This is a genomic window from Sphingobacterium sp. Lzh-3 (assembly GCF_046764375.1).
Lineage (GTDB): Bacteria > Bacteroidota > Bacteroidia > Sphingobacteriales > Sphingobacteriaceae > Sphingobacterium.
Genome location: NZ_CP177226.1, coordinates 4,684,467 through 4,705,838, shown reverse-complemented (window position 1 = coordinate 4,705,838; position 21,372 = coordinate 4,684,467). Strand labels below are relative to the sequence as shown.

The 21,372-nt window shown below is 39.6% G+C and carries 12 protein-coding genes; 10 read left to right on the top strand and 2 right to left on the bottom strand.

The window, feature by feature from the left end; genetic code table 11:
• Positions 1–88: 88 nt before the first annotated feature.
• On the bottom strand, positions 89–4,153 hold the full coding sequence (locus ACLCDV_RS19805; protein ID WP_411972052.1) for a response regulator: 4,065 nt from the start codon (positions 4,151–4,153) through the stop codon (positions 89–91).
• Positions 4,154–4,535: 382 nt separating this feature from the next.
• Here ACLCDV_RS19805 and ACLCDV_RS19800 point away from each other — a divergent pair, with 382 nt between their 5' ends.
• The 9 genes from ACLCDV_RS19800 (at position 4,536) to ACLCDV_RS19760 (ending at position 19,807) form a co-directional block, all read left to right on the top strand.
• Complete coding sequence (locus tag ACLCDV_RS19800) at positions 4,536–5,651, top strand: glycoside hydrolase family 88 protein (protein WP_317664623.1); 1,116 nt, start codon at positions 4,536–4,538, stop codon at positions 5,649–5,651.
• An 8-nt stretch (positions 5,652–5,659) separates the two neighbouring features.
• Positions 5,660–6,907 (top strand): DUF2264 domain-containing protein, encoded by a 1,248-nt coding sequence (locus ACLCDV_RS19795; RefSeq protein ID WP_317664624.1) that lies wholly within the window; start codon positions 5,660–5,662, stop codon positions 6,905–6,907.
• Between the two features lie 46 nt (positions 6,908–6,953).
• On the top strand, positions 6,954–8,291 hold the full coding sequence (locus ACLCDV_RS19790; protein ID WP_411972051.1) for a BNR repeat-containing protein: 1,338 nt from the start codon (positions 6,954–6,956) through the stop codon (positions 8,289–8,291).
• 13 nt (positions 8,292–8,304) lie between these two features.
• Positions 8,305–10,311, top strand: a complete 2,007-nt coding sequence (locus tag ACLCDV_RS19785) for a DUF2264 domain-containing protein (protein WP_411972050.1) — start codon at positions 8,305–8,307, stop codon at positions 10,309–10,311.
• A 705-nt stretch (positions 10,312–11,016) separates the two neighbouring features.
• Positions 11,017–14,025: a SusC/RagA family TonB-linked outer membrane protein gene (locus ACLCDV_RS19780; RefSeq protein WP_411972049.1), complete on the top strand. Its 3,009-nt coding sequence runs from the start codon at positions 11,017–11,019 to the stop codon at positions 14,023–14,025.
• A 37-nt stretch (positions 14,026–14,062) separates the two neighbouring features.
• Positions 14,063–15,775 (top strand): RagB/SusD family nutrient uptake outer membrane protein, encoded by a 1,713-nt coding sequence (locus ACLCDV_RS19775; protein ID WP_411972048.1) that lies wholly within the window; start codon positions 14,063–14,065, stop codon positions 15,773–15,775.
• 126 nt (positions 15,776–15,901) lie between these two features.
• Positions 15,902–16,828, top strand: a complete 927-nt coding sequence (locus ACLCDV_RS19770; RefSeq protein WP_317664633.1) for a glyoxylate/hydroxypyruvate reductase A — start codon at positions 15,902–15,904, stop codon at positions 16,826–16,828.
• 152 nt (positions 16,829–16,980) lie between these two features.
• Positions 16,981–19,062 (top strand): M48 family metallopeptidase, encoded by a 2,082-nt coding sequence (locus ACLCDV_RS19765; protein ID WP_317664635.1) that lies wholly within the window; start codon positions 16,981–16,983, stop codon positions 19,060–19,062.
• Between the two features lie 106 nt (positions 19,063–19,168).
• Positions 19,169–19,807 carry a dihydrofolate reductase family protein gene (locus ACLCDV_RS19760; protein WP_411972047.1) on the top strand — a complete coding sequence of 213 codons (639 nt, stop codon included), beginning with the start codon at positions 19,169–19,171 and terminating at the stop codon, positions 19,805–19,807.
• 105 nt (positions 19,808–19,912) lie between these two features.
• Here the strand turns inward: ACLCDV_RS19760 and ACLCDV_RS19755 are convergent, their stop codons facing one another.
• The gene (locus ACLCDV_RS19755) at positions 19,913–20,410 is read right to left on the bottom strand and encodes a DinB family protein (RefSeq protein WP_075993798.1); all 498 of its coding nucleotides are present in this window, start codon (positions 20,408–20,410) and stop codon (positions 19,913–19,915) included.
• Positions 20,411–20,778: 368 nt separating this feature from the next.
• On the opposite strand from ACLCDV_RS19755, the gene ACLCDV_RS19750 reads away from it, so the two are divergent.
• Positions 20,779–21,351: a hypothetical protein gene (locus ACLCDV_RS19750; RefSeq protein WP_411972046.1), complete on the top strand. Its 573-nt coding sequence runs from the start codon at positions 20,779–20,781 to the stop codon at positions 21,349–21,351.
• Positions 21,352–21,372 lie beyond the last annotated feature (21 nt).

Genomic DNA, 21,372 nt, shown 5'->3' with positions numbered 1-21,372 from the left:
TGAAAACGGGAAACAAAAGACAGTCATCGGCAAAAAGATCCTGTTTAAAATACGAAATGAATTTTAAACAGGATCTTATAATTCAAAATTATGAGGGAACAAAGGTGTTTTCCACTGTGTTTTTTTGGAACTCACTTGGAGTTACGCCAAATGCCGCTTTAAAGCAGGTTGCGAAATAACGCGGATCTGAAAAACCAGTCTCAAAAGCCACTTCACTCACTGAAATGGACCGATCTTTTTTCATGATTTGACAAGCATGTTTTAGTCGTATGTTTTTAATAAACTCGCTAGGAGATACATTCAATAAAACTTTTGTCTTTCGATACAGAGTCGATTTGGATAAGCCTAGTATATCCCCAAGTTTGATTACATCAAACTGGTCGTCCGAAAGATGTTGCTGGATAACCTGAATCATCTTATGCACAAACTTTTCGTCTAAAGGCGTGTGATCAAGTGTTGCTATATTAATCTGTGTATTCGTTTGAAAAACGCGTTGTCGGCAACGCTTATTGATGATGAAGCTTTGGATTTTGGCTTCTAAAACTTTAATCTCAAAAGGTTTGCTGATATAACCATCGGCGCCTGCTTGATAGCATTCAATACGATCTTCAATGCTATTTTTGGCCGTTAAGAGCAAAATTGGAATATGGTTTAGCTCTGCGTTTGATTTTAAGATCCTACAAAAATTGAGTCCATCGAGTTCGGGCATCATAATATCACTTACAATAATATCAATTTCTGTATTTTCGAGGACTTCCAATCCCTGAAGACCGTTATGTGCGATATGGACCTGATAATTGTGTGCTAAAATTCTAGCCATGGTTGAACGAAGCTCTTCATTATCTTCCACTAACAGCAGGTTAAGCCTGGGCTGTAGTATATTTTTTGATAATCGCTGGTCGTCGGTATTAGATTCAATAATGGTCGTTTTAATTTCTTCGACAAATGGTTGTTCCATCACCTCTATTCCTTTCTTGCAGTAATATTGTTTATCGATCGGAATCGTGATCTGAAACATACTTCCAATACTTCTTTGACTCTCCACATGGATTGCACCATGATGAGCTTCTATCAGTTGTTTGGTTACCGAAAGTCCAATACCATTACTTTCAAGATGCTTTGTAGAATTATTGGTGTAAAAAGCGGTAAAAATTTTATCGACGTCCTCGGGGTATATTCCTACGCCATTATCACGAACATAAATAAAGAGTCTACTGGAATCTATTCCTTCCTCCACATGATAAGAAAGTGTAATCTTTCCACCTTGTTCGGTATATTTAAATGCATTTGATAAGAGATTGAAAAGAACTTTATCGATTTTGTCGACATCGTAGAAAAGGATTTCGGGACAGTCTCCATGTTGAATTTCAAAATCGATATTTTTCTTTTTGGCAATTGGACCAAAATGCATGGCTCCCAATTGAGTAACAAAAGAGGGGAAGTTAGATGCACTGATTTGTAGCTTCATGCCATTGTTTTCCATCCTTCTGAAATCTAAGATTTGCTGGAGCAACCGTTTTAGCCGGCTTAGATTAAGGCGCATTTTATCAAATTGTTCCAAACTATTTTTCGTAGTCATCTGAACGTCATCAACTAAACAGGATATAATAGTTAGCGGCGTAAGCAAGTCGTGTGAAATATTGGTAAAATAACTGAGTTTGGACTGCGCGAGCTCCTTAGTCTTTTCTTTTTCAATTTGGGCAATTTTTAGATCACCACTCAATTTTAAACGCTTGAAAGAATAATTAATAAAAAAGAAGACAACCCCAGCGAAAATACATGTGTATAAAAAATAAGCTAAATTGCTTTCGTAGAATGAAGGCTTTTTTATTATTTCAATTTGAGTAAAAGTTGTACTCCACTTATTGTACAAGTCGGTTGATTTGACTAAAAATCGATAGTTCCCTTTACTTAAATTGTTATATGTTGCAAAGATCCGATCTCGAGGAGCATAGATCCATTCTTTGTCTACGCCTTCCAATTTATAAGCATAACGGATTTTTCCTTCCTGCGTAAAAGGTAGGGTCGAGAAGGATATTTCAATGTTTTGATCTTGGGGATTCAAGGTCAATTTAGCGGGGGAATCGCTGAATATTCCCTGTTTTGATTCTAGAATAATCGACTTATTATTAATTTTTATGTCTGAAATAAGAACTTTTTCTTTGAAATTGGGCACAATGCTATAATCGTTGAGTTGCACAATTCCATTGTAACCACCGAAATAAACGGTATTACTGGTTTTATCTACTGCGAAAGCCCGTTTTGAAAACATGTTGACCTGAAGACTATCTGATGCTGAAAATTCACTGATATCTTTGCTTAGGCGGTTAATTTTGTATATGTTTCGGGTCGTAGACAACCAGGTATAATGATCAAGACAAACGATGTCAAGCAGCTGGTTTTTTTCAAATAATGTCGTATTGGCAATTTCCGTTACCTTCTTAGTTGTAGGTTGATAGCTAATCAACCTATTATCCTTGGTACCAATCCATAGATTCCCATCCTTATCCACATCCATGGTTTCGATCTGGTCGCTTTTTAACCCTGAGGTTTCTTTACCGATATGCATGGGTAAAGACCTTAAATCTCGATTATCTATGCAATAGATCCCATTTTCTTTGGTTGCAATCCATATATGGTTTTGATTATCTTGGGCAATGGCTACTGGTTGATCTTTTATTGTATGGATGACTGCTATATTTTCTGATTCCGATCTTTTCAGGAGCAAGCCTTTTGTTGTGGCAATCCAAAGTCGTTTTTGTTTGTCCGTGAAGAAAAATGAAGGTATTCCCCCGTGGGCGACCTGACCTGCTAGATCTATTTTTTGTAAGAATTTGATATTATTGTTAGTTTTCTGGAATATATTGATTGAAGATTCATAGGCGGATCCTACCCACAGTTCCTGTCCGAAATCCATCGCACAAGTTACGGCACGTATCGAGATCAAATCCCTAAAATTGGAATTACTATAGGTATTTAACTGATTTGTTTTAGGCGATAGGCTCCCAAAACCAAATCTTTCAAGGTTAAACCACAGAATACCTGTATTATCCCGATAGAGCATATTTAGGTTTGGAGCAATGCTGTATAAAGTTTTGATCTGTTTGAAACTATAGTTTTTTATAAGAGGTTTATCGAAACTAAACATGGAGACCCCTTTTCCTCCAATAGCGAGCCATAATGTCCCGTGTCTATCTTGATAGATATCGTTGAAGATATTTGTCGTATTGTCGAAATAACTAGATAGATCAATTTCCTGCACTAGTCCATTGTGATATTGCAGTGTAGATATCCCCGAAAAAGAAAGTACCCAAATGTATTGGCGACTTCGATCCTGGATAATGTTGTAAAATAGATCTTCTTTGCCGACATTACGTCGTTTATTTTTGATTTCAATTTCCTTATATGGATTATTTGGATCTTGTGGGTTGAATAGATAAATTCCATCTCCCCACGTGCATATCCATAGCTGCTCCCGATCATCTTCCATGATTTTGAATGGGTTGTTGCGCTGACCGAGTCTAGGGTAAGAGCGCAGTGTGCTGCTGTCGGGATTCAGTTTAAACAAGCCCGATCCCCACACACCGATCCAGATGTTGGTCTGGCTGTCTTGAAAGATCATATTAACTGTTTTACCGCGCATTAGATTATTGAGTAGCTGCGAACTTTGAGCTTCCGTCAAAGGGGTTAAGTCTTTATTATAAATAAAGATGCCATTGTCTGTTCCAATCCAGAGCCTCTTTTGACGATCTACCATCATCGTATTGACGCGAACTGTATTGACGCGTGAATCCTGTAGTGGAAATACCCAATAATTATGTTTATCGAGAACATAAACCCCACTCTCACTGCCTAAAATTAGCTTGTTACCCAACTCTATCAGCGTCGTAATAGATTGTTGGGTGGTTACTTTGCCTTCCGTGTTTCTAAGTTTAAAATTGAGTATGTTATACGCATCATAACGACTTAATCCTTGTGTGGATGCAAACCAAATATATCCTTCTTGATCTTGAATAGTCTGGTTGATCGTTAGAGAGGGAAGCTCATAATTTTTTGTCACAGGGTTGAGTCCCATTTGTTGACTATATACAATAGTTATTAGGGATAGAGATAGATACAAAAATGTGATAATCTGCTTAATACTTGCATTCATCTTAATAGTTTTTTATTTCACCAGTCCAATCCAGTGTAGGTAAACTTCTTATCGCAGTAACAGTTTCTGTGCTCAATTTTTTAGGGCTTAAATCTGAGAAGGTGTAATTGTGCTTCAATAACATCCCTATCGTACCGTGAAAAGAAAGAGTCCAACTGAATATTTTTAGGTTTATATGGATTAAAGATACAAATGTTTTTTAAATAAGTGTATATTGTACGTTTATTTAAAATAGAGCTCTTAAATACGATAGATTGGCCTTTTAGACGTAAATTGATCCCATTTTGGGTCATGATTAGTCTCTATTCAAACATCTTACACAGCGATTTGAAGTAGTTTTGTTTATCCCGGTTTGGGAATCAAAACTTATAAATCTTAAGACATGCGTATCAATTTTATTTTATGCCTATTGTTTATCGGAAATTTCTCTTTTGGACAGAAACTAAAAAAAGAAGTTGTCCTTTCTCAGCTTAAAAGTGCAAACCGGTATTGGCAATCGCATCACAAGCCAGAGGTTTGGGCATTTTGGGACCAGGCGGCCTACCATACTGGAAATATGGAATTCTATAAGATTTCAGGCTCAAAAAGCGATCTGAAATACGCTGAAGATTGGGCAAGGTTCAATGGTTGGAAAGGTGCTAAATCAACCAACAGGCAAGATTGGAAATATAGCTATGGTGAAACGGATGATTATGTTCTTTTTGGAGATTGGCAGATTTGTTTCCAGACCTATATTGATCTTTATAATTTATCGCCAAGTCCAGAAAAGATAGCTCGGGCGAAAGAAGTTATGGACTATCAGATCCATTCACCCAATACTGATTATTGGTGGTGGGCAGATGGTCTTTACATGGTTATGCCAGTCATGACCAAAATGTACAAATTGACCCAAGATCCACTTTATCTGGATAAAATGTATACCTATTTCTCCTATGCGGATAGTATTATGTTCGATAGGACGGATAAGTTATACTATCGTGACGCAAAATATGTTTATCCAAAACACAGAAGCCTCCATGGCAAAAAGGATTTTTGGGCGCGAGGTGACGGTTGGGTGTTCGCGGCCTTAGCGAAAGTTTTACAGGATCTACCCAAGCAGGATAAACATTACGATTATTATCAACGAAGATTCAAAGAAATGGCGGTTGCGATCATAAGCTGCCAACAGGATGAAGGGTTTTGGACGCGGAGCATGTTGGATCCGGATCATGCGCCGGGGAGGGAAACTAGCGGTACTGCATTCTTTACGTATGGTCTACTCTGGGGAATTAACCAAGGCGTACTCTTGAATCCGAAGTTTTCTCAGGCCGCCCTTAAAGGTTGGCACTACCTGAGTCAAATTGCTCTGCAGGATGACGGAAGAATCGGATATGTGCAGCCTATCGGTGAGAAAGCTATCCCCGGCCAAGTGGTCGACGCGAACTCTACGGCTCCATTTGGTGTAGGTGCATTCTTATTGGCCGGTACAGAAATGTACCGTTATCTCGATAAAAAATAATATAAGCTATGAAAATTAAGATGCGAGTTTTACCTTTTTTTCTGTTGCTGTTGGCAGTTCAGTTTGTCAAGGGCCAAATTGTAAAGCAGAAATCTACAGGTAATGAGGAAACAGGGAGAACTTTTTGGCTTCAAGAAATGGATCGTATGCTACGTCCTGTTTTGCGGAGCTTGGCCCATGATAGCCTACGATTAAACATGCCGCAGACAACATCAAATCATGTGGATAACAGAGAACATCGTATCAAAGTGCAATATGTTGAGGTACTGGGACGAGTATTGTCTGGTATAACCCCTTGGCTTTCATTGGATGGTGGTTCTGTCGCTGAAAGACAGCTACGTGATCAATATAGAATTTGGACGATTCAAGCACTTAAAAATGCATTGGATAGTAACGCACGGGATTTTATGCGTTTTGATCTTGGGGGGCAACAACTTGTAGATGCCTCCTTTATTGCTTTAGGTTTTATGCGAAGTCCATGGCTGTGGGATCACCTTGATCATCAAACCAAAAAGAATTTAATTGCATCGATAAAGATTACGCGGCAATTTCGTCCAGCATATTCAAATTGGTTGCTTTTCTCGGCGATGAATGAAGCGTTCTTAGCCAAATATTCGGAGGATTGGGATGTCATGCGTGTCGACTATGCTTTGCAGCAACTGGAACAATGGTATGTTGGTGATGGTATGTATATGGATGGCCCACAGTATGCTTTCGATTACTATAATAGTTATGTGATTCATCCTTTTTTGGGGGGTATCATGGATGTGATCCAATTGAAAACCCCGAACTATGATAACATGTTTGCGAAAATCAGGCTTCGAAACGAACGCTATGCTATTATCCAAGAGCGGCTGATCAATGCAGACGGTAGTTTTCCGCCAACAGGAAGATCCGTAATTTATAGGGCCGCGGCCTTTCATCACTTGGCAGACATGGCGTTTAAGAAGCGACTCCCAAGAGAACTGACAAACGGGCAGGTCCGTGGAGCGCTGTCTGCTGTATTAAAAAAAACAACAGAGAATCCAAGTACTTATCAAAATGGCTGGTTGACGTTGGGCATGTATGGTAGTCAACCTGGTCTCGCCGATTCTTACAATAATCAAGGAAGTCCTTACCTCTGTTCGGTGATTTTTTTGCCTTTGGGGCTGCCGGATGATGATCCTTTCTGGACAAGTGAAGTTACAGATTGGAGTGCCAAACGTGTCTGGTCAGGACAGGATTGGAATACAGATCATAGCAAGGGCATTCGCTAATACAGTACCTATGAAACGAGCATTAAAGGCTCAATTAAGAAAATGAATGAAAAGATATCTTAGTCAAATTTTAAGAATAGGGATGCTCTGTTTTGTATCCCAATTATTTCTCTGTCAGGTGCAGGGACAAAAAATTAAGGAAACAATAGCGGGGAGCGGATGGGCAAAGAATACGGTTAATACGGCTGTATTTCGCAAAAATTCCTTAGCAAGTGACCGTAAGTATCAGTATATATCTTATTATGACGACGAGGGATATGTCGTTTTAGGCCGACGTCTGCTATCGGGAAAGACTTGGCAGTTGCGGCGTACCGCTTATACTGGCCATGCCGAAGATGCACACAATGTTATCAGCATTATGGTGGACAAGGCTGGATATCTTCACGTATGCTGGGATCAGCATGACAGTCGATTGAGGTATGCACGTTCTCTTCATCCTAATAGCCTCGTGCTTGGTTATGAGCAGGTTATGGTAGGTCGAAATGAAACACAGGTGACTTACCCCGAATTTTTAAAACTGCCTAATGGCCAGCTGCTATTTCTATATCGGGATGGGGGATCGGGCAATGGCAATCTCGTGGTGAATAGCTATGACGTGAAACAGCAGCAATGGAAACGTATTCATAGCAACTTGATTGATGGTGAAGGAAAGAGAAATGCGTATTGGCAAAGTTATGTTGATAATCAGGGAACGATACATCTATCTTGGGTCTGGCGTGAAAGCCCAAATGTGGCAAGTAATCATGATATGGCGTATGCCTGTTCAAAAGATGGCGGATTAACCTGGGAGCGCAGCAATGGAACGAGATATAATCTGCCGATGAAAGCATCTACCGTAGAATATGCTGCCCGTATACCGCAGCAGCACGAACTGATTAATCAGACATCAATCGCTGCTGACGACAAGGGAAATCCTTTTATAGCCAGTTATTGGCGTAATCCAGGTTCTCGGATTCCACAATATAAAGTTATTTATTTGCAGGACGGCGAATGGAAAGTCCGCTCTTTTGATTTTAGAAGGACCTCATTTAGCTTAAGTGGTGGTGGAACAAAAGAGATTCCTATCGCTAGACCGCAGCTCTTGGTCCGGGGTAAAGATGATAGAATTGCCTTAACGCTGATTTTTCGAGACCAGGAAAGGGGATATCGGCCTTCGATTTTGACCTTACAGGGGATGCAGCGAGAAGCGAATGATCCTGTTGATCTTTGTGATGAATCTGTAGGATCTTGGGAACCTACATATGATACTGAGCTGTGGCGAAAAAAACGCAAGATAGCATTATTCGTACAGGCTACGGTCCAAAAAGATGGTGAGGGGTTAGCGGAAAATGCTCCGACAACCGTCAAAGTGCTGGAGTGGCGCGATAAAACCAAAAAAAAATAAGGAGATTAAAAATATGAAAATAAAACAGCAGATATCTCGAATTTTGAAGATAGTTTGTTTTTTTGTTGGCTTCGGAGCGATTGTACAGGCGCAGACAAAAGCGGTTTTTGAGCTTAAAAATCCAGACTTTAAAAGAAGCCCATATACTGGCCTGACACGCCAGCATTGGTTGGATGCAGCGTCCTATTTGTTAGAAGGGGCTTTTTCAGAGGTTCAAGATCTTAATAGTCCCATGTTATTTGCTAAACAGCCTGGACGTAGCTATCCCAGAGATGGGGTGCACAACGAAACGGAACGATTAGAGGGGCTGTGCCGCACGCTTTTCATAGCTATCCCACTTTTAAAGGAAAATGCTGACTATAGGATTCGAGATATTCGTGTGGCGGATTATTATCGGCATCAATTGGAACAGCTATTGGACGAGAATTCTGAAAGTTATATTGCTCCACTTCCCAAAGATGGAGGGCCAAGTCAAAAGCTGGTGGAATTTGGCGGTTTAGCTGTTGCACTGATGGCTGCTCCAGAAGTGCTGTGGGATCCTTTGACAGCACATACAAAAAATGTGCTCGCCCAGACCATGCTAAGTTATGGCAATGGGCCAACGATACAGATGAATTGGCGCTTTTTCAATATCATGATCCTAAGTTTTTTTAAAAGTAGAGGCTATGCCGTCCGAGAGGATTATATCAGGGATCTTTTGGAAAAATGCTTAAAAGACTATCGTGGCGATGGATGGTATAATGACAGTCCATATTATGATTACTACAGCATGTGGGCTTTTCAGCTCTATGGGACACTATGGGCAAATAACTATGGCGATAGAATGTATCCTGAACTTGCGGCTCGATTTAAGGCGAACCTACGGGACGTTGTTAAAAGCTATCCTTATTTATTTAGTCGTAATGGTGAAATGATTATGTGGGGACGTAGTATTTCTTATCGTATGGGGGCCGCTGTCCCTTTTCCACTATTGGGGGTATTGGATGATCCGTCCATTAACTATGGTTGGATGCGGCGAATTGCATCAGGTACGCTGTTACAGTTTCTAGAAAACCCCGATTTTCTTTCAGATGGTGTTCCAAATCTTGGTTTTTATGGTCCTTTTGATCCCGCAGTGCAGGAGTATAGCTGCCGGGGAAGTGCATACTGGTTAGGAAAGTTTTTTCTAGGTCTTTTAGTTCCTGAAGATAGTGGGTTTTGGACGTCACCGGAAAATTTAGGTGATTGGGATAATAAAATTCCTGGAGCAAAGGTATTAAATACCTATGTTAAAGGTGCTGAAATCCTTATCACTGATTATGATAAAATTGGCGCTTCTGAAATTCGTTCTTGGAACTCAAGCGAGAAAGTGGGCTATTACCAAGGAACAGAAAATTATAATAAGCTATCGTATAGCAGTGCATTTCCTTGGCAGGCTGATGGAAAGAACGGAGAAATTTCAATGAATTACAGTTTTCAAAACAGTTCGAAGAAATGGGAATCACTTCGTATCTATCAATTTAAAGGTTATGAGCAGGGAATATATCGTCGTTTCGCAACCTTAGCCTCGGACACGACTGTGCATGTGGCTTTATCGGAGATGACATTGGAAAATGGATTTTTGAGATGTGATCAAGTACTTTCGAACAAACCTTTGATCTTTCGTTTAGGGCATTATGCCCTTCCAAAATGGAAAGATAAGCCTATTCAAACGCATAAACTTCAGTATAAAGGGCAGGAGGCGATGATTTTAGATAATGGCGAGTACCAATTGGCTATGGTGAGGCTAATGGGCTGGCAGGGAATAGAAAGCATAAGCTGTCATGGGCTTCATCCTGTAGCCGAGGAGAGTGCCGTGTTGAATTGTTTTGTACAGGAAGGGAGACCACGAGAAAAATGGTATGTTACTTTGCAGCTGTGGAAAAGGTCGGGGGAAAAATGGGCGAATGACGAGTTGTTCCCGCAATTGAAAGCGACGGATAAAAAAGTGGAGATCCGGTGGCAAAATGGAGAAAGACACGTATTTGAGATTCTCCCATAGCCTGTGCAAAAACAAGAGGATAAAAAGAAAGCCACCGCAATAAATGTCTATCAGATGAGGGTCAAATTTGCTCTTTAGTCATTGTTTGTTCAGTGATCGTTCAGTGATCGTTCAGTGCTTGTTCAGTGATGATTCAGTATAGACTGACTAGCTACTGACTGATTATTGTCTAAATATTGGTTAAACTTTGGTGTTAGATACTACTTGGTACACGTATGTTCAATTTTAATTGCCAACAGCTTCTTTCCGAATAGACCGGTTTTCAACTATGAAACCGAAACCTCAAATCAAATTGCATTGAGCTTGGCTCTGCTTTTCTGATAAGATCTTTTTGAGGTTCTTGTCTTAGCTCCATACAAATGAGGTTCTAATAGTCTGACGGAATCAGTTTATACATGTTCAATGATGGCTTTTTTCGGTGTTTTGAAGCAAATTTCAACTCAATTGAACTAAAATCAAACACACTGATTTCACTTCACAGCTACTTTTGTCTTAAGTCTAACGATACTGTTTGACGAGATTATTTGCTTGTTTATCCGGGAAAATATGCGCGCTATTTTCATTAGGTAACAAGAACACCAATTATAAACAACAGTCTATGAATTCAAATTGAAAGAATATCCATTGGAAATTCTGGCATTGCTAGGTTGATCCCAGAAGCACTTAGAGAATAATATGCTAACCAAATCAATTATTAAACAAACTATGTTAAATCATTACTATAACAGATACACAAAAAGGGGGCTCTTATTGAATAGTCTCTTTTTGATCGCTATGTCCAGTTATGGGCAGAGCACAAATGTGAAAGGGATCATTAAAGACACCTCAGGAAAGGGCATTGCAGGTGTTACAATTCGTGTCAAAGGTGGTACAGAAACAGTACAGACAAATGCTCAGGGGAATTTTGTGATTCAAGTATCCGCTGGAAGTACCTTAATCATCAGGTCAGTTGGATTTCAGGAGAAGCAGATTACGGTTGGGCAACAGGCCAATTTGGATATAGCGCTTCTGCCTTCAGAAAATGTGCTGGAAGAGCTTGTTGTGGTAGGTTATGGTAGCCAGAAGAGATCAGACATAACGGGATCAGTGGCTTCGGTTCCCAAAGACCGTCTTTCAAAAATTCCTGTAAACAATGTGATGCAAGCTATTCAGGGAGCGGTATCCAATGTGACAGTCTCACAGGCATCATCGATTCCGGGAGATGCTCCTTCTGCACAGGTGCGTGGTAGAAATTCAATCAATGCAAATTCTGAACCTTACATCGTAGTAGATGGAATTCCATTGTCGCGTACAGATGGGTCAATTAACGATATCAATCCCAATGATATAGAGTCTGTCGAAGTACTTAAAGATCCATCTGCGGTAGCGATTTATGGCGTGAATGGTTCTAATGGTGTCATTCTGATTACAACAAAAAGAGGGGTTTCAGGAAAACCTTCGATTCGATATAGTGGTTACGGCGGTGTGGAAAATGTTGCACATATCCTCGAACCAGTTTCAGGTGAAGAGCTTTTAAAGCGTTATGCCGAGTACGCACGGATTACTAATACAAGTTTATACAACGGTGGTCCGGTACGTAATCAATATGAATATGACAATTATGCAAATGGTGTGACAACAGACTGGTTGGATGCGGTTATGCAGACTGGCGTTGTACAAAATCATAATGTGAGTTTGTCTGGCGGAAGCGAAAATGCAAAGTATTTTGTTTCGGGAGACTATCTAAACGAAAAAGGGGTGCTATTGGGATACAATTACAAACGATACTCTTTTCGGACAAATACCGATTTTAAGGCTACAAAGTATCTTTCAGTAGGTACATCTTCATTTATCGTCGCGCATAATAGGGATGGTGGACGGGCAAATCTTTTGCAGGCTGCGGCAATGAGTCCTTACGCTAGAATGTATAACGAGGACGGTTCGTTAACACAGTATCCCATGTATTCGGAGCAATTATGGTCTAATCCATTATTGCCGACTACCTTGGATCCGCAACGCCGACAATTTAATATTTCATTGAATGGCTATGCAGAATTAAATTTTGGTGAATTATACAAGCCATTAGCTGGATTAAAGTACAAATTGAATGCAGGTTATTCCTATATACCTGTCAGGAACAATGAATATGAAGGGGAGTCTGTGTATAATTTTGCTGGGCTCGGACGTATTACCAATAGTGAAACACAGTCCTATACCGTAGAGAATATATTGACTTATACCAAAGACTTTGGTAAGCACCATATTGACTTCACGGGGTTATATGCCGCAAAGAGCAAATATTGGCAACAAGCAATTGCAACAGGAGAGGTATTTCCTAACGATGCATTAGGATGGGGAAATTTGGGGGCTGCTTCAACGCAAAAAGTTTCGTCTACTGCAGATTTATACCGTTCTATTTCACAAATGGGTCGCTTAAATTATGCTTATGATAGCCGCTATATGTTGACCTTGACTGTCCGCCGGGATGGTGCATCTGTTTTCGGAAGAAACAATAAATATGGTGCATTTCCATCGGCAGCAGCGGCATGGAATATTCATAATGAATCTTTCATGCAGAATACAAAACACATTGTCAGCAATTTAAAATGGCGTATTTCTTATGGACTTTCTGGAAATGAGGCGATCGGTATTTATCAGACCCAATTCTTAATGAATTCCAATCCTATGGCAATGAACGGTTTATCGACGACTGCTTTAAATATTCGTACGTTGATGGGCAATGATAATCTGCAGTGGGAAAAAACGAAAGGTTTAAATACTGGCGTCGACTTTGGACTATTTAATAATCGGATCTCAGGTAGTATTGATGTCTATAAATCCAGTACTTATGATATGCTATTGCAGCAACTTTTGCCAAAATTAACTGGTTTTGTGAATGTATATTCCAATATGGGTAAATTGCAGAATACTGGTTTAGACTTGACCTTGAATACAAAAAATATTGTGAAGGATCATTTTAACTGGTCAAGTACATTGGTATTCTCCCGTAATAAAAATAAAATTACTGAAGTGTATGGCAATGGTAAGGAGGATTTGGGCAATAGATGGTTTATTGGTCAGCCCGTAGGCGTAATTTATGATTACACGAAAGTTGGTATCTGGCAGGAGGATGAGATTGCATCTGGCGCGAATAAAGGTTGGGATGATGCTGCGCAAGCGGGAGATCTTAAATTAGCCGATTTAAATGCTGATGGAAAAGTTGATGATGGTGATCGATCTGTTCTGGGACAGACTGCGCCGAAGTGGACTGCAGGTTTGACAAATTCGTTTACATATAAGGCGTTTACGCTTAATGTTTTTATAAATACAGTACAAGGGGCATTACGTAATAATCCGCAGATTGGCGGGGCGTCGGATGAGATGGGACGTCGCAGTACACCAGCGGCACTGGGATATTGGACACCGGAAAACAAAAGCAACGAATGGCGTTCTTTGGGGAATCACTCCAATATTCATGGTTATGGTTTTCCTTCAAATGCGAGTTTTACCCGATTGAAAGACGTGACCTTAAGCTATACAATGCCGCAACAGCTTGTCGAAAAAATTGGTGTGCAGGGCCTGACGGTATATGCAAGTGGGCGCAATTTGTATACATGGACCAACTGGTTGGGCTGGGATCCTGAGGCACGTGATATTACACGTGGATCCACGAACGATGCAATTAACTATCCGATGGTGAGGACTTATGTTTTAGGGATTAACCTTAGTTTTTAACGATACCGCATCATTTTTCAAAATCAATTATATACACATGAAAAAGACGATAAACAATTATACAACTTTATTTTCCATGCTGGCTTTGTTGTCCGTAGGAGCAAGTTCTTGTGGTAAAGGTTATTTGGACGAAAAACCCTATTCAAGTTATGATGCTACCAATGTTGATCCGACTACAGTTGAGAACAGATTGTTAGGCTTACATTACAATTTTGCGCAGCTCTGGGGGTATAGTGGCAGACAGGGATTTCTTTCCTGTTGGCAGATTGGCACAGATATTACAAATGCTGGATCAACGGAGGGAGTCGAAAATCCTTTTTATCAGTATGCCGATCTGAACTCCGAAAATGGAGGCGTAAGCTTTTTATGGGAAAAATGTTACGCATTTATTAACAATGCGAACCTTGTGATAGATGGGGTGGGAGATAGCAATGCGAAAGCTTCTGCCGAGGCAAAATTTTTTCGCGCCTATGCCTATAATATACTTGTTACCCTTTGGGGTGACGTGCCTCTGCTGACAAGTTCGATCAAAGTACCTTCATTTAATTATACACGGACCTCAGTTGCAGAAATTGACAAAGTTATAGCCGCAGATCTGGATTATGCTATTAAAGAGCTCCCAGATCTTGGAAAAGCCAGTGCGCCTAGCCGCATTAACAAAGATATGGCAAGACAGCTTGCTGCAGAAGCGTTTTTAAGAATAGGTATGCGGGACGCGAGCTATTTGGGACAGGCAGAAGCAATGGCAACGGCTATTATCGATGGCGGTAATTATAAACTGATCGAAGCACGCTACGGAAAATATCTGTCCGAAGGGGGTGATTATTTTAGAGATATGTTTCGGCAGGGTAATATGCGTCGAGGACAGGGAAATACCGAGGCAATCTGGACCTTTGAAGTAGAACTTAATCGAGAAGTAAACGGTGGTACTATTGATAACCCCCAACAACGCCGGGTATGGCAGCCGGCTTACCATAAATGGGATGGGATGATTAATGCCGATTCGCTGGGGGGAAGAGGAAATGGCAGGTTAAGGCTTAGCAATTTTATGAAATATAAGGTCTGGCAAGGTCTAAAGGGAGATATAAGAAATAGTAATTTCAATATTCGACGTACAACGAATTACAATCGTCCAAACTTTATTGCAGAAATTGGTGTTGACGCGGATGGATTTCGGGTAGCAAAAGGTACCGGAATCAAAAATGTTGTCATCAAGACAGGGGATAAAGTTATCCCTTTCCGAACCGATAGTTTGGAAGTTTGGTATCCTTTTCCAACGAAATGGGGGGGGTATGATCCATTAGATGATTTTGGCTATGCATTGGTAAAAGATTGGCCTGTCATGAGATTTGGCGAAACCTATTTGTTGCGAGCAGAAGCTCGTTTGCGTCAGGGAAATACAGCAGGTGCCGCAGAGGATATCAATAAACTGCGAGACCGCTCGTTCAAAGCAGCACGCGTGGAGTCCAGTAATAATCAATTGGGAAAAGTCGCAGCCAGTCAATTAACGATTGATTTTATTCTGGACGAAAGAGCCCGTGAACTGATTTCGGAAGAAAATCGTCGAATGACGTTAGTTAGAATGAATAAATTGAAGGAACGTATTTTACTTAATGGTGATTCCGGTCCAGCAAATAAGATAACGACAGGTTTTCAGGATTACAATGTCTTATTGCCGATTCCACTAACTGAAATTCAGCTGAATAATAAAGACGGAGATAACCTAAAACAAAATCCAGGCTATAAATAGAATTTTTCGTCTTGAATATGGATGCTATATTTTAGGCGAATCAACAGATTATCGGACAATGGGCTTATTCTTGAATAAGTCCATTGTCTTTTTTTTTTATAAATGTTATTTTCGTAAAAAAAGATTATGAGTATAGCTTTGCTATTGAATAGTGCTCGGGCAGAAGAGTGGAAGGCCGAGATTGCTAAACATTTGCCTGAAGTAAAGGTGGAGATATATCCCGAAATAGAAAATTATGAGGCAATAGAATTTGCGCTTTGTTGGAAACCTGATGTTAATTACTATACTCATTTTCCTAATTTAAAAGTTATTCAGTCCGGAGGGGCGGGTATAGATCATTTATTTCCAAACAAGATTCCTGCGCAGCTCCACGTTTGCAGGATTATAGATCCAATGCTGAAAAGCGATATGTTTGAGCATATTTTGACCTGTTTGATGTATGCAATGAAGAATTTTTCAGCGTATACTGCAGGAAAGAAACAACAGCATTGGCAACCGCTAGTATATAAATCCAATGGTGAAACCAGCGTGACCATTTTAGGTTTAGGTGAGATTGGAGCTTATGTTGCTGAAAGGTTGGTCCAATTGGGATTTCAAGTTAAAGGTTGGTCCAGTTCCCCTAAAGAGCTTTCTGGGGTAGTTTCTTTTACGGGGCAGGAGGGGCTGGGATCAGCTGTGGAAAATAGTGATTTTGTTGTTAACATTCTACCTTTGACCGATATTACTAGAGGGATTCTGGATCGTAATCTTTTTAATTTGTGTACGCGTGGAACGATTCTTATTAACGTTGGTAGAGGCGAACATCTCGTTGAAAATGAGCTGCTGGAAGCGATTGACAAGGGGCAGATTGCCGAGGCTTACCTTGATGTATTTCATCAGGAACCGTTGCCAAAAGAACATCCATTTTGGTCCTGTTCTTCTATTTTTATAACACCACATATAGCGAGTAGGACCAATATCAGTTCGTCGGTCCAACAGGTAGTGGATAATTATAAACGAATGATTCAGGGGCAGGCTTTACTGAATGAGGTTTCTTTAAAAAAAGGGTATTAATGATAATATTCCTTAAAGGAGATAAAGATCAGGTAATCTAAGATATGAATTGAGCATATTTTTTTGTTGTTGATTTTTTATAAACTTATAGGTAAACGAGTTTATTTTTTTAGATTTATATAGTCAATTATCCTTGCTTTATTAATAGTTTTATGAAAGTACAAGTCTCCGCAAATTTTAAGAAACATGCACGTAAAACAATTCTGTCTATTGTTGTTTTTGTAATCACATATATCTTACTTCTTCTCTTGGCAATAGGTATCACGGTTGGTTTTACGCTATTGGGAATAGTGATTTTCGCAAGCAAGCCTATGTTTTTAACCGCGGTATTGTGTTTGGGGTTATTCGGTTCGGGACTTACCATTCTATTCTTTTTATTAAAATTTGTCTTTACCTCGACAAAAGTTGATACAGGTCATCTTACCCGCATATATGAAGGTGACGAGCCGCAGCTATTCGCACTTATCCATGAAGTAGCGAAAGAGGTGGATACAAGTTTTCCAAAGAAAGTATTTCTTTCTCACGATGTCAATGCATCGGTGTTTTACGACTCGAATTTCTGGAGCATGTTTCTTCCAATTCAAAAAAACCTACAGATTGGTGTTGGACTGGTAAATTCGGTAACACAGCAGGAATTAAAGGCTATTCTCGCCCATGAATTTGGACACTTCTCACAAAAGAGCATGAAGGTAGGTAGTTATGTATACCATGTCAATCAAATTATCTACAACATGTTGTATAAAAACGAATCACTTGATAAAATGTTTGAGAAATGGGGAAATATCGGTGGTTATTCGGCTATTTTCATCAGTCTATCCATTTTTATTATTCAGCAGATCCAGCATGTTTTGAAACATCTTTATGAGTATGTAAATCTCAATTATCTCGCGCTATCGCGCGAAATGGAGTTCCATGCGGATGAAATTGCAGCGCATGTTGCAGGTTCCCAAGCTTTGGCCGATTCACTATTGCGATTGAGCTTTGCCAATCATGCACTCACGAATGTACTTAGCTTTTATGATAGCAAATTTTCTGAAAATATACGGAGTAGTAACATTTATCCCGAACATAGGTGTGTTATGTTGATGTTTGCTGAGCGGAATAGATATCAGATGCGGAATGGCCTGCCACAGATCGAATTGGCAACTTTAAAAAAGTATGATAAATCAAAGTTAAATCTTGAAAACCAGTGGTCATCACATCCCTCGGATGAAGACCGGGTAATAGCACTACAGAAGCTTAATATTGTTAAGCAGGAAACCGTCAATGATCCTGCTATTGCCTTACTTTCCAATGGAGCTGCAATAGCCAATCAAATTTCTGATAAATTATTTTCGGGGATACAGTATCAGCAGATGCCTTCAGCCCTAGAGATTACATCTTTTGCGGAGGATTTTGAAAAGAGAATAGCGATGTATGCGATCGATCAAAGATTCAATGATTTCTATGATTATAATCATCCTATCTTGAAAGGGGATACGCTCATGGGAAAAAAGCCAGCCCAACAATCGTTTGAAGAATTATTCGCCGATAGTAAGGTTGAAGCACTTTATGAGCTCAATAGTTTGGAAAATGATAAATATGTTGTTGAAGCAATTAGCAAAGGCGAGATAAAGTTAAAGACTTTTGATTACGATGGTACGAAATATCGGCCAGCAGATGCAACCGGATTACTCCAAAAAATTGCGGAAGACATTGCTATCACGGCGAAAAAAATAGCAGGTTATAACCAGGATATTCACTTTTATTTTGAACAACTTGCGGAAGTTCAGGGGAAACACCCAGAATTTGAACATAAATATAAGGACTTTGCTTTGTTTAATAAAAATTATGAAGCGGGACAGACCCGCTATAATGAAATGGTGGAGAACACAACGTTTGTATTTCAGACGCTCCCTTTTGTGGATATTGAAGCTAGATTGAGCGATCTTAAAAAAAGGGAAGAGGAATTTAAAAAAGAACTTGCTGTACTGCTCGAGCTTCCTGAAAGCAAACTTGATATGGAAGAGCAACTAATCAGCTCTTTGGATAATTATATTAGCAGCGAGCTCGTTTATTTTCATGTAGATCATTATAACGAAGAGAATCTCCAAATCATGTTTAATGCTATTTCAACGTATAAGAAATTACTCGATGATCATCATTTTGCTAAGAAAAGGTGTTATTTGAATTTTATGCTGACGCTTGAAGAAAATAAAGACAAGGGCAGCGTTCTGTCGCAATTGACCACTTAGATTGACGGTTTGTCCCTAGGCTACACTCACGACGATAGTTTAAATTTGATGTATAGTGATCCGATTTACAATTGGAATTGTTTTAGTAAGAACTAAACTTTTTGTCATGAGAAAATTAATTATTAAGATGTCTATTTCTATTGATGGTTTTGTTGCAGGCATCAATGGTGAAACTGACTGGATGTTTAAAAATGGAGATGATCAGTCAAGAGCTTGGGTCTTGCATATTTGTGAGACAGCAGGTATTCATATCATGGGTCGAAAAACCTTTGAGGTAATGGCGTCATACTGGCCTACTGCCACAAATTCTTTTGCAGCAGCAATGAATAGAATTCCTAAAGCTTTATTCACTAATAACAGTTATGATCCGAAAACAGAAGCTTTCTCTGCCGGGAAAGTTTTTTTTAAACAAGCGCAGCAAGGTAAAGATGTGGTGAATGAGGAAAATATGGAAGCAATTTCTTCCTGGGCAAATGCTCGGGTTTTTGATGGAGATTTAATAGCAGGAATAAAAGCGCTTAAAGCAGAGGACGGAAGCCCGATCTTGGCACACGGAGGTGCTGATTTTATGCGAAGTTTAATTGAAACCGAATTAATTGACGAATATCATCTAGTTACACATCCGGTCGCATTGGGAACTGGGCTGCCTATATTCGACGGTCTTTCTAGATTTCTCGATCTAAAGCTTGTGAATGTTCAAGTTTTTCCTGGGGGCGTGGTTGCACATAGCTATTGTCCAGTGTAAAAAAACTATAAGAGCTGTAAAATAGGCCAGCTGTCTTGATACGAGATAAAGAATATCATGAAGAAATGTTATGATATTCTTTATCTTGTATATTCAATTAAGGGCTTAAAAATTTTGCGAATCTGCAGAAGGTCCATAACTTGCTGGCAACGGGATGTCATTGAGTCTATAATAAACACCTAATTGTGCTCTATGATGTGTAATTTGGTTTAACGAGTGACGAATAGCACCGTATTTGCTCCAGCTTGCCAGTTCATGGCCATCATTTTTAATGGTCCAGCTTGGAATCAAGTCTTCTTCCTTAGCTGTTTCTAAAGCATTTTTTCCGGCTTCGTAATCTTCGTCCAATTTTTTTAAGAGATCATCCCGAGTCAATAGACTTGTGGGCACATAAGCACTTTTGGCAAAGTCAAGTTCTGAAGTCTTTAAAATGGTACTAGGCCATTCGAACACTTCGACTAAGTGGGTTGCCAGACGCATCATTTTCATGCTTTTTTCATGTGGGACATATTCATTCTTGCCTTCAGGGAAAAGTGCAATAAAGTTTTTTGTAATTTGATATTCATTCGCTAATTCTTCTTTTAATTGTGGTAATGTTTCCATGTTTTTTACTGTAATAATTTAAAATTCGATTAGATATCCTACTAATAGCCTTTGATCTGGAATTGTTTTCTCGTTTAGTATTTCTTTTCCTGCCAAGGTTAAACAAAGATATAACCACTGTGTGACAGCTATGTGTCAGCATGAATTGGATGAATCATCAATTTATGATAAAATAAAATAGTGGCAGCTCCCGTTATTCCATGTTGTTGAAAACTAGGGCTGCAAAGACTCGAATAGTTGTTTTTTATAACGTTTATTTAAGCAAGCGCTGCAAATAATAAAGCAGGTCAAGCGAATTGTAAAAAGGGTGAAAATGAGTATATAGTCTAAGTATATTTGATTGGTAATTAATTAAATAAAATAGAACTATGGGAAATAAGAAAGCAATATTCACTTTTGTAGGCCTGGTATTGGTTGCAGTAATTGGTATTGGTATATGGGCTTACCGTCTTTTGGGAAATATGGAGGCGGATCAGGAAAAAACAGAACAAATATCTTCCCGAATTTTAGCTGGTTTTGGCGATCATACCGCTATTTATAAATATCCGGTACAATTGTCCGCAGTAGACTGGGGGAAGAGCTGTCTAATTCTTGAAAATGGCGGTGCCGGTGATTTGGGAATAACTTATAAGGAAAAATGGAATGAGGCATTGGGAACAGTAGATAATTATCCCGGTGATGCTGTCAAAGGCATTGTTATGATAGCGATGGACATGCAGGAAAAAGGAGAGTACGTCAATAAGATCGGTCAAAAAGATAAAGCTTATCAGCGCAATTATATTATCAGCTATGTAGATCTCGACAAGAAGGTAGTCATCGCCCGCGATACCCTATATGGTGAGGAGCCGCCTTTGGTCAATCGTTCCTCCGGTTCGGGAGCAGGTGACTTTCCCTCGGACACTGAAGTTATAGATTCAATCAAAGGTAGGTTGAAATTGTAATTTTTTTCTCCATTTATGGAA

What these genes read in the sequence shown, in the direction of transcription:
- ACLCDV_RS19805 (WP_411972052.1), bottom strand. Translation starts at nt 4,153, where the DNA reads ATGAATGCAAGTATTAAGCAGATTATCACATTTTTGTATCTATCTCTA.
- ACLCDV_RS19800 (WP_317664623.1), top strand. Translation starts at nt 4,536, where the DNA reads ATGCGTATCAATTTTATTTTATGCCTATTGTTTATCGGAAATTTCTCT.
- ACLCDV_RS19795 (WP_317664624.1), top strand. Translation starts at nt 5,660, where the DNA reads ATGAAAATTAAGATGCGAGTTTTACCTTTTTTTCTGTTGCTGTTGGCA.
- ACLCDV_RS19790 (WP_411972051.1), top strand. Translation starts at nt 6,954, where the DNA reads ATGAAAAGATATCTTAGTCAAATTTTAAGAATAGGGATGCTCTGTTTT.
- ACLCDV_RS19785 (WP_411972050.1), top strand. Translation starts at nt 8,305, where the DNA reads ATGAAAATAAAACAGCAGATATCTCGAATTTTGAAGATAGTTTGTTTT.
- ACLCDV_RS19780 (WP_411972049.1), top strand. Translation starts at nt 11,017, where the DNA reads ATGTTAAATCATTACTATAACAGATACACAAAAAGGGGGCTCTTATTG.
- ACLCDV_RS19775 (WP_411972048.1), top strand. Translation starts at nt 14,063, where the DNA reads ATGAAAAAGACGATAAACAATTATACAACTTTATTTTCCATGCTGGCT.
- ACLCDV_RS19770 (WP_317664633.1), top strand. Translation starts at nt 15,902, where the DNA reads ATGAGTATAGCTTTGCTATTGAATAGTGCTCGGGCAGAAGAGTGGAAG.
- ACLCDV_RS19765 (WP_317664635.1), top strand. Translation starts at nt 16,981, where the DNA reads ATGAAAGTACAAGTCTCCGCAAATTTTAAGAAACATGCACGTAAAACA.
- ACLCDV_RS19760 (WP_411972047.1), top strand. Translation starts at nt 19,169, where the DNA reads ATGAGAAAATTAATTATTAAGATGTCTATTTCTATTGATGGTTTTGTT.
- ACLCDV_RS19755 (WP_075993798.1), bottom strand. Translation starts at nt 20,410, where the DNA reads ATGGAAACATTACCACAATTAAAAGAAGAATTAGCGAATGAATATCAA.
- ACLCDV_RS19750 (WP_411972046.1), top strand. Translation starts at nt 20,779, where the DNA reads ATGGGAAATAAGAAAGCAATATTCACTTTTGTAGGCCTGGTATTGGTT.